9 protein-coding genes are annotated in these 12752 nt (G+C 70.8%); 1 reads left to right on the top strand and 8 read right to left on the bottom strand.

From position 1 onward, the window contains the following. Positions 1-169: 169 nt before the first annotated feature. The 7 genes from rpmA to QNA09_RS08610 all read right to left on the bottom strand — a co-directional run bounded on the left by rpmA (position 170) and on the right by QNA09_RS08610 (position 9519). Positions 170-433, bottom strand: a complete 264-nt coding sequence (gene rpmA, locus QNA09_RS08640; RefSeq protein WP_003939075.1) for a 50S ribosomal protein L27 — start codon at positions 431-433, stop codon at positions 170-172. A gap of 36 nt (positions 434-469) precedes the next feature. Beyond that, positions 470-781 carry a 50S ribosomal protein L21 gene (gene rplU / locus QNA09_RS08635; protein ID WP_003939076.1) on the bottom strand — a complete coding sequence of 104 codons (312 nt, stop codon included), beginning with the start codon at positions 779-781 and terminating at the stop codon, positions 470-472. 202 nt (positions 782-983) lie between these two features. Next, positions 984-4166, bottom strand: a complete 3183-nt coding sequence (locus tag QNA09_RS08630) for a translation initiation factor IF-2 N-terminal domain-containing protein (protein ID WP_308072420.1) — start codon at positions 4164-4166, stop codon at positions 984-986. 389 nt (positions 4167-4555) lie between these two features. Further along, positions 4556-4975 (bottom strand): nucleoside-diphosphate kinase, encoded by a 420-nt coding sequence (ndk, locus tag QNA09_RS08625; RefSeq protein WP_006937234.1) that lies wholly within the window; start codon positions 4973-4975, stop codon positions 4556-4558. A 16-nt stretch (positions 4976-4991) separates the two neighbouring features. Continuing rightward, complete coding sequence (locus QNA09_RS08620) at positions 4992-5417, bottom strand: DUF4233 domain-containing protein (protein ID WP_010592810.1); 426 nt, start codon at positions 5415-5417, stop codon at positions 4992-4994. Next, on the bottom strand, positions 5414-6847 hold the full coding sequence (locus QNA09_RS08615; RefSeq protein ID WP_010592811.1) for a folylpolyglutamate synthase/dihydrofolate synthase family protein: 1434 nt from the start codon (positions 6845-6847) through the stop codon (positions 5414-5416). Before QNA09_RS08615 ends, QNA09_RS08620 begins: the two co-directional genes overlap by 4 nt. Continuing rightward, the gene (locus QNA09_RS08610) at positions 6844-9519 is read right to left on the bottom strand and encodes a valine--tRNA ligase (RefSeq protein ID WP_010592812.1); all 2676 of its coding nucleotides are present in this window, start codon (positions 9517-9519) and stop codon (positions 6844-6846) included. Before QNA09_RS08610 ends, QNA09_RS08615 begins: the two co-directional genes overlap by 4 nt. Before the next feature lie 101 nt (positions 9520-9620). Here QNA09_RS08610 and QNA09_RS08605 point away from each other — a divergent pair, with 101 nt between their 5' ends. Next, positions 9621-10571 (top strand): TIGR03621 family F420-dependent LLM class oxidoreductase, encoded by a 951-nt coding sequence (locus QNA09_RS08605; protein ID WP_040271716.1) that lies wholly within the window; start codon positions 9621-9623, stop codon positions 10569-10571. 59 nt (positions 10572-10630) lie between these two features. Here QNA09_RS08605 and QNA09_RS08600 read toward each other — a convergent pair whose 3' ends face one another. Continuing rightward, a complete protein-coding gene (locus tag QNA09_RS08600) occupies positions 10631-12634 on the bottom strand; it encodes a S9 family peptidase (RefSeq protein ID WP_304433882.1) in 2004 nt (667 codons plus the stop codon). Positions 12635-12752: the final 118 nt, after the last annotated feature.

Raw genomic sequence — 12752 nt, 5'->3', positions numbered from 1 at the left:
GTGTCGGCCGGTGCTCCCGCTGTGCCGGGATCACCGGAGTCGTGCCGGGACCACCGCGCTGCCGATGGTCCGAAAACAGTAGGGGCGGACCCGGGTGTGCGACCCTGGTCCGCCCCTACTGGGAGTATGTGCGAAGGAGACCTTCGCGGTGTCCGATTCGGACGGCAGATCAGGCGTCTGCCGCGACCGGAACGATGTTGACCGTCTTGCGACCACGCTTGGTGCCGAACTCGACGGCACCGGCAGCAAGCGCGAAGAGCGTGTCGTCGCCGCCACGACCGACGTTCACGCCGGGGTGGAAGTGGGTGCCACGCTGGCGCACCAGGATCTCACCGGCGCTGACGGCCTGGCCGCCGAAGCGCTTGACGCCGAGACGCTTGGCGTTCGAATCGCGACCGTTGCGGGAGCTGGATGCACCCTTCTTGTGTGCCATGACGAACCCTCCTGGGGTTTGAAGCGGAAGCCCGAATTACTTGATGCCGGTGACCTTCAGGACCGTCAGCTTCTGACGGTGACCCTGGCGCTTGTGGTAGCCGGTCTTGTTCTTGAACTTGTGGATGCGGATCTTCGGGCCCTTGGTGTGCTCGACGATCTCGCCGGTGACCGTGACCTGCGCCAGCTTGTCGGCGTCGGTGGTCAGCTCGGCTCCGTCGACGACGAGGACCGGAGCAAGCGAGACAGCAGTGCCGGGCTCACCCTCGATCTTCTCGACCTTGACGAGATCGCCCTCAGCGACCTTGTACTGCTTACCGCCGGTCTTGACGATCGCGTACGTTGCCATCGGACGGCTACCCCTTGCTAGTTCGAACGTGCTCGCGCCACGGTGTGCAACGCGACTGGTCTGGTGGTTGCTGACTCGGGGCCGCCACAATCCCGCATCGGGCGCAGCAGGGCCGTATCGCCGAGTAGCGACTGACCAAGATTACGGGAAGGTGACTGCCAGGGTCAAACCGGGCCCGGCCGCGGTCGGGCCCGGTTCGACCTCATGCCTGCGCTTCGACCGGCGGGCCGGCAGGCCGGCCGGCGGCCCGGCGACGACGTGGCCGTCGAACGGTCACCGGTTCGGCGCTGTCACCGTCCGAAACCGCCGCGGTGGTCACCGGCTCCGGGGCCGGAGCGGTGGCCACGGGCTCCGGGGCCGGAGCCGGCACCACGAAGACGGTGCCGGTGCCGTCGCCCGTCGGAGCCGAAGGAGCCCGCGAGACCCGGCGACGGCGACGGGCCGCCGGCTCGGCGGCCTGCTTACCGGCCTCCGGTGCTTCTGCCGGTTGCGCCTCGCCCGATTCGGCCGGCGCCTCGCGCGATTCGACCGGGCGCGCCTCGCGGGGTTCTGTCACCGGTGCCGACGCGGCTTCGGTGGGCGTCTGCGCGGGCGCTGCCTCCGCCGGCTCGGCACCGGACTCGGTCGGGTGCTCGTCGTGGTTGTCGTGGTGCGCGGCCATCGCCAGAGCGACCGGGTGGGCGCGCTTGACCGTCGCGTCCACCACCGGCGCCTCGGGGGCCGGCTGGGGTGCGGCCGTCTCGGTCGTCGCCGGTTCCGGCTGGGTGCCCCGATCACGGCCGCGGCGGCGACGGGAGCCGCTCTCGCTGCGCGCGGGCCGGCCACCGTCCTCGGCGGCGGCGACCTCGACGGGTTCGCTGTGCACGAGGATGCCGCGGCCGTGGCAGTGCTCGCAGGTGGTGGAGAACGCCTCCACGAGCCCCGTCCCGAGCCGCTTGCGCGTCATCTGCACGAGTCCCAGCGAGGTCACCTCGGAGACCTGGTGACGGGTGCGATCCCGGCCGAGCGCCTCGGTCAGGCGTCGCAGCACGAGGTCCCGGTTCGACTCGAGCACCATGTCGATGAAGTCGACGACGATCATGCCGCCGATGTCGCGCAGCCGCATCTGCCGCACGATCTCCTCGGCTGCCTCGAGGTTGTTGCGCGTGACGGTCTCTTCGAGGTTGCCTCCGGCGCCGGTGAACTTGCCGGTGTTGACGTCGACGACCGTCATCGCCTCGGTGCGATCGATGACGAGAGTGCCACCGGACGGCAGCCACACCTTGCGGTCGAGCGCCTTGGCGAGTTGCTCGTCGATGCGGTGTACGGCGAACACGTCACGCGCGCCCGACTCGGAATCGTGCCGCTCCACGCGGGGCAGCATGTCCGGGGCGACGGTCCGGATGTAGTTCTCGACAGTGTTCCAGGCGTTCTCACCCTCGATGACGAGCTTGGAGAAGTCCTCGTTGAACAGGTCGCGAATCACCTTGACCAGCAGGTCGGGCTCTTCGTAGAGGGTCTTCGGCTGTCCCGAACCGTCGGCCTCGAGCTTGGCGGCCTGCTCCTCGATCGAGGCCCACTGCGTCTGCAGGCGCTGTACGTCGCGGGCGAGTTCGTCCTCGCTCACGCCCTCCGCCGCAGTACGGATGATCACACCGGCCTCGGCCGGGACGACCTCACGCAGGATCTCCTTGAGCCGCTTGCGCTCGGTGTCGGGCAGCTTGCGGCTGATGCCGGTGGACGAGCCGCCCGGCACGTACACCAGGAATCGGCCGGCGAGACTGATCTGCGTGGTGAGCCGGGCGCCCTTGTGCCCCACCGGGTCCTTGCTGACCTGCACGAGCACCCGGTCGCCCGGCTTGAGGGCCTGCTCGATCTTGCGCGAGTTGCCACCGAGCCCGGCGGCGTCCCAGTTGACCTCGCCGGCGTAGAGGACGCCGTTGCGACCCCTGCCGATGTCGATGAACGCCGCCTCCATCGAGGGAAGCACGTTCTGGACGCGGCCGAGGAAGATGTTGCCGACCATCGAACCGGAGCCGGCGCTGGTCACGAAATGCTCGACGAGGACGCCGTCCTCGAGGACCGCGACCTGGGTGATGTTCCCGGGGTTCGCGGTGTCACCGGTCTTCTCCCGCACCACCATGACGCGGTCGACGGACTCGCGGCGGGCGAGGAACTCCGACTCCGTGAGGATCGGGGGCCGACGGCGGCCTGCGTCCCGGCCGTCGCGGCGGCGCTGGCGCTTGGCTTCGAGCCGGGTGGAACCGGTGATGCCCTGAACCTCGTCCTTGGGGGCGCGCGTCTTGGATCGCGGCTCACGTTCGTGGACGACAGTGGGGACCGAGTCGTCCTCGACGGCGGTGTCGGCTCCGTCCGCACTGCCCTTGCGACGACGACGACGACGGCGACGACGGGAAGACCCTTCCCCGGACTCGTCCTCGCCCGGCCCGGACTCCTTCTGCTCGGGCTCCGTCTGTCCGGACTCCTTCTGCCCGGACTCCTTCTGCTCGCCTTCGACCTGGTCCGCGCTCGGCTCGGCGGTCGCGACCTCTTCCGTCGCCGGCTCCTCGGGCTTTGCTTCCGGGCCCTCGCCCTTCTCCGGCGCAGCGCCCTTCTCCGGAGCGGCGCCCTCCTCGGCAGCAGTCTCCGTGGGGGACGTCTCCTCGGCGGTGGTCTCCTCCGACGTCTCGGATTGCTCGCCACGTCCACGGCCCCGGCCGCGTCGACCACGACGGCGACGGCGCGGCTCCTCCTCGGCGGACTCCTCACCCGGCTCCGCCGCAGCGGTCTCCTCGGTGACCTCCTCGGCGACTTCCTCGACGACGGTGGGCTCGGGCGCCTCGGCCGCCCGGCGGGAACGGCGGCGGCGCGGTGCCGCCTCGGCGGGGGCGGTGACTTCCGGCTGCAGGAACAGTGGCGCGCTGACGACGGGTTCGACGGCGCCCGGTTCCGGCGCGGTGAACGCCGGGGTCTCCTGTTCCATGCCGGTGAACAGGGTCGGAGCCGCAGGTGCCGCGGCGGGTTCCTGAGCGGTGGTGTCCTCGACCGCGGTCTCCGGCTCGGCGGCCGGTTCCCCGGCGGGCCCCTCGGCGCCGGCCGGTTCTCCGAGGGGAGCCTCGGCGGTCTCGGCGGCGGGCACCTCGGGTACCTCACCCACCGGTTCCGGTGCGGCTTCCGTCCCGGTCTCGGCGGGCGCACCGAGAGCGGCGCGGATCTGTTCGGCGAGGTCGCGCTGCAGGCTCGAGTGGGCACTGCGCAATTCGGTGCCGAGGTCGGCGGCTTTGGCCATGACCTGCTTGCTCGTGAGACCGAGCAGTTTGGCGAGTGCGTGCACGCGCATCTTCGGCGGCAGCACCACGGTGCCCTCATCGATGGAAGTGTCGTTCGGCGGCGCTTGTTCGGCCACGTAGGTCTCCTCGGGCCCCCGGGCGCGTCCATCCTCGATCTCGAGCGATGTGACGCGGCCACGCGGGGGCGCTGTCTGTGTGGGCTCGCACCGGGAGGCGCGAGATGTGCGGTCTCGCATCGCACGGTCGTCCGGTGCCCGTTTTCACTGCACGGCCGAGCGGTGCCTGGCTGGATCGCGGATCGAGCGCCGGTGCATCCAGCGTGCCACCGGGCGAGGTGTCTCCTGCGTCCCCGGTCACAGCGATGTCGGGCATCGATCCGTGATGTCGTTCGGTCGTTCCGCAACACTCCGAAGCGGGGCGACCTACCTCAGTATCCCACACAGAGGTCCGTGAATACGCCAACGGCGCCCCGAAGGGCGCCGTGGCACGTAGGTCGACGGACGGATCAGGACCCGGCGAGGGCCGGGAACCACAGAGCGATTTCACGCTCGGCCGACTCCACCGAGTCGGAACCGTGCACCAGGTTCTCGCCGGCGTCGAGCCCGAGATCACCGCGAATCGAGCCAGGTACGGCCTTCTCGACGGGGTCGGTGCCGCCCGCGAGCTGGCGGAATGCGGCGATGGCGCGGGGCCCTTCGAGGACCGCCGCGACCAGCGGCCGCGAGGTGATGAACTCGATCAGGCCGGGATAGAAGGGTTTGCCCTCGTGCTCGGCATAGTGGGCGGCGGCCACCTCCTCGGTGGCGGTGCGCAGCTCGAGTGCCACGATGTCGAGTCCCTTGCGCTCGATGCGCGAGAGGATCTCGCCGACATGACGACGGGCCACGCCGTCGGGCTTGATCAGTACCAGGGTCCGCTCAGTCACGCGCACAGCGTAGTGGTCAGCCCCGCTGCCCCGGTAGCAGGCCCCGCGCCTCGCGGTCCTTCATGTCCTTGCGCAGGTACAGGATGTAGCCCCACACCGCACTGAAGATCACGCCGACGATGCCGAGCGCGAGGTCGACGAAGAAGCCCAGCAGGGTCAGCACCTGCAGCGCGAGGTTGTACCGGAGCGCCCAGGGCCGGCCCTGCAGCCCGGCGCCCGCGATCATCGCGACGGCGAGGAACACGATGTAGCCACCCGAGAGCCACGTGAGTCCCCCGCCGACGACCGCGACAACCGGTAGCACCAGCAGGACCACGATGGCTTCGAGGACGAGCGTGCCGGCCATGACGCCTCGCAGCCCCTTCCACGGGTCCTTCGCGGGGGGCCGGACGGCGGAGTCCCGGTCCGGCGATGCGGCGGAGTTGTCAGCTGCCTCGCTCACGCGGGGTCCTTTCCGAAGAGAGTGCGGGCGGCGCCGGCGGTCACCACCGAGCCGGTGACCACGACACCCGCCCCCGATACTGCCTCACCCGGCTCGGCGACCTCCTCGGCGATGGCGACGGCGGTCTCGAGGGCGTCGGGCAGTGTCGGCGCGACGACCACGCGTTCGTCGCCGAACCGCGCCACGGCCAGGTCTGAGAGCTCGTCGACGTCCATCGCCCGCGGCGAGCCGTTGTGGGTCACGACGATCTCGTCGAACACCGGCTCGAGGGCGTCGAGCAGACCGGGCACGTCCTTGTCGGCCATCACCGACACCACTCCGACCAGCTTGCGGAAGTCGAACTCGTCGGCGAGGGCCGCAGCGAGAGCCTTCGCCCCGTGGGGGTTGTGGGCGGCGTCGAGGAACACCGTCGGAGCGCTACGCACCCGTTCGAGCCGGCCCGGGTTGAGCACCGAGGCGAACGCCGCGCGCACCGCGTCGGCGTCGAGCTGCCGGTCGGCGCCGGCCCCGAAGAACGCCTCCACGGCGGCGAGCGCGAGCGCGGCGTTACGGGCCTGGTGCTCGCCGTGCAGCGGCAGGAAGATGTCGGTGTACACCCCGCCGAGGCCTTGCAGCTCGAGTTGCTGCCCGCCCACGGCGATGCGCCGGGCCAGGACCTGGAACTCGGCGCCTTCGCGTGCGACGGCGGCGTCCGCTTCGACGGCCCGGCGCAGCAGCACCTCCATCACCTCGGGTTCCTGCTGGGCCAGGATTGCGACGGTGTCGCGGGGCACGAGCCCGTCGTCGGGTGCCTTCTTGATGATCCCGGCCTTCTCCCCCGCGATCGTCGCGAGATCGGGGCCGAGGTATTCGGTGTGGTCGAGCCCGATCGGGGTGACGACCGCGACCTGCGCGTCGACGACGTTGGTGGCGTCCCAGGTGCCACCGAGTCCCACCTCGACGACGGCGACGTCGACGGGGGCCTCGGCGAACGCGGCGAATGCCATGGCCGTGGTCACCTCGAACTTGCTCATCGCCGGGCCGCCCGCGGCCTGCGACTGCGCGTCGATCATCGCGACGTACGGCTCGAGTTCGCGATAGGTGTCGACGTAGGTGCGCGGGGAGACCGGCGCCCCGTCGATGCTGATCCGCTCCGTGGCCAGCTGCAGGTGCGGGCTCGTGGTGCGGCCGGTGCGCCGGTGCAACCGGGTCAGCAGGGCGTCGATCATGCGGCTCACCGACGTCTTACCGTTCGTGCCGGCGATCTGGATGGACGGATAGCTGCGCTGGGGGGATCCGAGCAGATCCATCAGCGCCGCGATCCGGGTCAGCGAAGGCTCGATCTTCGTTTCGGGCCAGCGCTTGTCGAGTTCGGCCTCGACCAGGGTCAGCTCGGCCAGGTCGACCGGCGACGGCGTCGCCGGGCCGGCCGCGGACCGGTCCTCGCTCACGCCGACCCCAGTTCCTGCAGGCGCGCGGTGATCCGGGCGATCTCCTCCTCCGCGATCTGCCTGCGGGCGGTGATCTTCTCCACGACCGCCGCGGGCGCCTTGGCGAGGAACGCCTCGTTGCCGAGCTTGGCGGACGTGCCCGCGAGCTCCTTCTCGGCGACCGCGAGGTCCTTGCCGAGACGGGCGCGCTCGGCCGCCACGTCGACGGTGCCGGAGGTGTCCAGTTCCACGGTGACGGTGGCACGGGACAGGCGCACCTCGATGGCGGCGGTGGCGGCGAACTCCTCCGCAGGCTCGGTCAGCCGCGCCAGGGACCGTACGGCCGGCACCTGCGCAACCAGGTCGGCGGCGTCGATCTCGGTGAGGCGTGCGGCGACCTTCTGCGACGGCTTGAGGCCCTGGTCGCTGCGGAAACGGCGGACCTCGGTCACGAGCTTCTGCAGATCCTCGACGCGACGCGCGGAGTCGGCGTCGGGCTCGGTGCCGGTGGCGTTCGGCCAGGACGCGACGACCACGGACTCGCCGCCGGTGAGGACCTTCCAGAGGGTTTCGGTGACGAACGGGATCACCGGATGCAGCAGGCGGAGCAGCTGGTCGAGGACGTTGCCGAGGACCGCCTTGGTGCCCTGCGCGTACTCGCTGCCGTCGGCCAGCTGCACCTTGGCGAGCTCGAGATACCAGTCGCACACCTCGTCCCATGCGAAGTGGTAGAGCGCCTCGCACGCCTTGGAGAACTCGAACCGCTCGAACGCCTCGTCGACTTCGGCGCGGACCTGCTCGAGCCGGTCGAGGATCCACCGGTCCGCGTCGGTGAGGGCGGTGCGCGCCGGGAGCTCGGTGACGACCGCGCCGTTCATCAGGGCGAACTTGGTCGCGTTGAACAGCTTGTTGGCGAAGTTGCGGGAGGACTGCGCGTGGTCCTCGCCCACGGCGAGGTCGCTACCCGGGTTGGCGCCGCGGGCCAGGGTGAAGCGCAGCGCGTCGGCGCCGTACCGCTCCACCCAGTCCAGCGGATCGATGCCGTTGCCGCGCGACTTGGACATCTTCTTGCCGAACTGGTCGCGCACGAGGCCGTGCAGGAACAGGTCCTTGAACGGCACCTGGACGCCGGACTTCCCGCCGGCGGTGATCGCCTCGTCGTTCGCGACGTACAGGCCGAACATCATCATCCGGGCCACCCAGAAGAACAGGATGTCGTATCCGGTGACGAGAACGCTGGTGGGATAGAACTTCTCGAGCTCCGGCGTCCTGTCCGGCCAGCCCATCGTGGAGAACGGCCACAGACCCGAGGAGAACCAGGTGTCGAGGACGTCGGGATCCTGCTCCCAGCCCTCGGGCGCGGTCTCGTCCGGTCCGAAGCACGCGACCTCGCCGTCCGGGCCGTACCAGATCGGGATGCGGTGACCCCACCACAGCTGCCGCGAGATGCACCAGTCGTGCATGTCGTCGACCCACGCGAACCAGCGCGGCTCCTGGCTGGCCGGGTGGATCACGGTGTCGCCGTTGCGGACCGCGTCGCCCGCGGCCTTGGCGAGCGCATCGACCTTGACCCACCACTGCATCGACAGCCGGGGCTCGATTGTCTCGCCGCTGCGCTCGGAATGACCGACGCTGTGCAGGTAGGGACGCTTCTCGGCGACGACCCGGCCCTGCTCGGCCAGCGCCTCGCGCACCCGGACCCGCGCCTCGAACCGGTCCATGCCGTCGAATCGTGTTCCGGTGTCGGCGATCCTGCCGGCCTTGTCCATGATGGTGGGCATCGGCAGGTTGTGCCGCACGCCCATCTCGAAGTCGTTGGGATCGTGGGCGGGGGTGATCTTCACGGCGCCGGTGCCGAATTCGGGGTCGACGTATTCGTCGGCGATCACGGGGATACGCCGGCCGGTGAGGGGATGCTCGAGGGTGGTGCCGACCAGGTGCTGGTAGCGCTCGTCGTCCGGGTGCACCGCGACGGCGGTGTCACCGAGCATGGTCTCGACCCGGGTGGTGGCGACGATCACGTGCGGCTCGTCGTCGTCCAGGGAGCCGTAGCGCAACGAGACGAGTTCGCCCTCGACCTCCTCGAACTTGACCTCGATGTCGGAGATCGCGGTCTGCAGCACGGGCGACCAGTTCACCAGTCGCTCGGCGCGGTAGATCAGCCCGTCGTCGTAGAGCCGCTTGAACATCGTCTGCACGGCCCGCGAGAGACCCTCGTCCATGGTGAACCGGTCGCGGGACCAGTCGACGCCGTCCCCGATGCGGCGCATCTGCCCCTGGATGGTGCCGCCGGATTCGCGCTTCCAGTCCCAGACCTTCTCGACGAACAGTTCGCGACCGAAGTCCTCCTTGGTCTTCCCGTCCACCGCGAGTTGCTTCTCGACGACGGTCTGGGTGGCGATGCCGGCGTGGTCCATGCCGGGCAGCCACAGCACCTCGTAGCCCTGCATGCGTCTACGGCGCGAGAGCGCGTCCATGAGGGTGTGGTCGAGTGCGTGACCCATGTGCAGGCTGCCGGTCACGTTCGGCGGTGGCAGCACGATCGAGTAACCGGGCTTGTCGCTGGACGGATCGGCGGCGAAGTAACCGGCGTCCACCCAGCCCTGGTACAGCTCGTCCTCTACGGCGCTGGGGTCCCAGCTCTTGGGGAGGGCGTCGGCGGGGTTCTGGTGGTTCTCTGGCGCACTGGTCACCCCGCAATCGTAGTCAGCGGAGGCAAACCGCCTGCACACGCCCCACGTGCCCGGATCGGGCCTGCTGGACTGCGGATCACGGGTACGGCACCGTGGCAGACGTGAACGAGTTCCGCTTCGCCACGAACGTCTTCACCCTGGAGTCGGCCGGCGCGTTCGCCGGCCGATGCCGCCGCATCGAGGCGCTCGGGTACGACACGCTGTTCGCCGCGGACCACCTGGGGGTCGTCGCGCCGTTTCCCACGCTCGTCGCCGCGGCGCAGGCGACCGAGCGGTTGCGAGTGGGCACGCTCGTCCTCAACGCTCCGTTCTGGAACTCGGAGCTGTTGGCCCGCGACGTCGCGACCACCGACGTCCTCACCGGTGGCCGGCTCGAACTCGGCCTCGGCGCCGGGCACATGAAGTGGGAATTCGACGAGGCCGGCATCGGCTGGGATCCGATCGGCCGCCGCGTCGATCGGCTCGAGGCCCTGATCGAGGGTCTGGGGCGCCGCTTCGCGGAGGGCGGGTACCCACAACAGGCCGAGCTGCGCGCCGGCCTGGACCTGGCACCGCTGCAGCCGGTCCAGCGGTGCGGGTTCGGCGGCACCGGTCCCCCGCTGCTGATCGGCGGTACCGGGGACCGGGTGCTGCAGCTGGCGGCCGAGCGCGCCGACATCGTGGGGGTGGCCGGTGCCGTGCAGGTGCCGGGACAGGCGCCCGGGGTGCTGCGCATCGCGACGGCCGCCGAGGCCGACGAACGCGTGCGGTTCGCCCGCGAGCGCGCCGGCGCCCGCGCGGACCGCCTCGAGTGGCAGGTGCTGGTCCAGGCGGTCGTGGTGACCGACGACCGAGAGGCCGCGGCGCGGGCACTGCTCGAGCGCTTCGGTCCGATGACGAGCGTCGAGGAACTGCTGGACACGCCGTTCGCACTGATCGGCACGGTGGAACGGATGGCCGATCAGGTCCTGCGCGACCGCGACCGCTACGGCTTCACCTACTACACCGTCCACGGGCCGTACCTCGAGGCGTTCGCCCCGGTGCTCGAGCGGGTGCGGACGCTGGGCGGGTGAGCGTCGCCCCCGACGGAGATGCCGTTCGACTCCCGCGCCGCGCACCGCCGGGATCCGCGTCAGCCGAGCACCTCGGGCAGTTCCCGGGGACGCGCGAGCACGTGCTCCGCGAGGAACGCCTCGACCACCTCGTACCAGATCTTCGCGTGCTGGGGGCCGAGCACCCAGTGGTTCTCGTCGGGGAAGTAGAGGAAGCGATGCACGGTGGAGCCGTCCTCGGCGGCGGGTGCCCCCGACTCGGAGAGCAGTTCGTACCACAGTCGCAGCCCCTCCCCGATCGGCACGCGATAGTCCTTGTCGCCGTGGATCACCAGCATGGGAGTGACGATGTCGGCGACATACAGGTGCGGTGAGTTCTCCACCGCCATCTCGGGGGTCATCTCCCGCGCCCAGTACCAGGCCGAATCCGTGGTGGGTCCGAACTGGTCGAGAGCCCACAGGCTCGCGTGGGTGACGATCGCCCGGAACCGGTCGGTGTGCCCGGCCACCCAGTTGGCCATGTACCCGCCGAAGGAGCCGCCCATCGCGGCGGTGCGGTCGGCGTCGATCTCGGGGAGCTCGATCGCGGCATCGGTCAGCGCCATCAGGTCGGTGTAGGGCTCCTTGCCCCATCTGCCCCACCCGCGCCGGACGAAGTCCTGCCCGTAGCCGGAGGACAGGGCGGGGTCCGGGAGCAGCACGGCGTAGCCGCGGGCGACGAGAAGCCACGGGTTCCATCGCCACGACCAGGTGTTCCAGGAGCTGAGGGGGCCACCGTGGATCCACAGCAGCAGCGGTGCGGGGGCGTCGGGGTCGGCGGTGGCCGGCAGGGCCAGCCAGGCCCGCAGCGGGGTGCCGTCGGCGGCGGCAGTGGTCAGTTCCGTGAGGCGGCCGGGGAGGTCCGGCAGCTCGGCGGGAGCGCGCAGAACGGTGACGGCGCCGGAGCCGTCCAGCGGGATCCGCACCGGGTGCGGCGGAGCGTCGTAGGCCGCACGCAGGGCGTAGACGCACGTTCCGTCGGGTGCGACGCGCAGGTCGGTGTAGGCGGCCGGGTCGGTGGTCAACGGGGTGGGGACGTCGGCCCACAACGCGACCTGGAAGATCGGCGCGCGGCCGTGCTCGTCGGCGGTCACGAGCAGCGCCCCGGAGTCGGGACGCCAGACGACCGACGTCGGCCACCGGTCCCATCCGGGCACCAGAACCGTCGTGTCTCCGGATCGAAGATCGAACAGCCGCAACGTGGTTGTCGGCGCGGTCTCGGGATCGGAGTGTGTCTCGTGCAGGAATGCGATCCGGGTGCCGTCCGGCGAGATCGCGGGGGCGAACACGTCGGCGGTCTCGTCGTCGACGAGGACCGTGCGCAGTCCGGTGTCCGTGTCGATGCGCACCAGGGTGGTGCGGCGGGAGGCGAGCGGCCCGGGGACCGACCAGGTGGTGACGACGAACGTGCCGTCCGGGGCGAGGTCGAGGGTGGCCTCGCGCAGCGCGCCCCCGGGTCCGGGAGTCAGGTCCGACAGGGGCGGGTGGAGGCCGTCCGCGAGGGCGAGCAGGTGCGGCTCGGCCGGGCCGAGGTCGTGATCCCAGTGCCGGATCGGGTATCCGGTGTGCAGCACGGCGGAGATCTTGTGCTTCCTGCGGGCGTCCCGGATCCGTTCGTCGTCGCCGTCGGTACGGCCGAGCACGTCCGCCGTCACCACGATCCGGTCGGCGGCCCGCGCCGCGTGCACTGCGCGTACCCCGCCCTTGCGGGACACGACGCGCTGCGCTTCGCCACCGGCCGCCGGCAGCCGCCACAGTGCGACCGGGGCATCGTCGCCGTCCGTCCCGTCGGCCCGGGCCGCGGTGAACAGCAGGTCACCGGTGGCGGTGAAGACCGGGTTCGACTCGCCCTTCGCACCCCACGTGAGCCGCCGGGCGGGCTCCTGTCCGTGCGGGTCGACCTCCCACAAGGCCCCGACGTACCCGGTCCCCTCCTCGTCCAGGGTGGACTGGGCGATCACGACACGGGTCCCGTCCGGCGACAGCGCGAGCGCGGTGACGCGCGGGAGAGCGAGATAGTCGTCGAGGTCGTCGAATGCGGTCATGGTGCCCGAGGGTAGTGCGCGCCGGGGGCGTCACCGGGGAGCCGACACGGCCGTTTCGGACGGCGAATGCCCCTGCCGACCGGCACTGTGGTCTGCGCCGTCGCCGGCGCCGCGTGGG

Origin of the sequence: Rhodococcus sp. AH-ZY2, from assembly GCF_030916465.1 — a bacterium.
Lineage (GTDB): Bacteria > Actinomycetota > Actinomycetes > Mycobacteriales > Mycobacteriaceae > Rhodococcus > Rhodococcus ruber.
The sequence above is the reverse complement of the archived record's forward strand: the minus strand, read 5'-3'. Positions and strand labels throughout refer to the sequence as shown.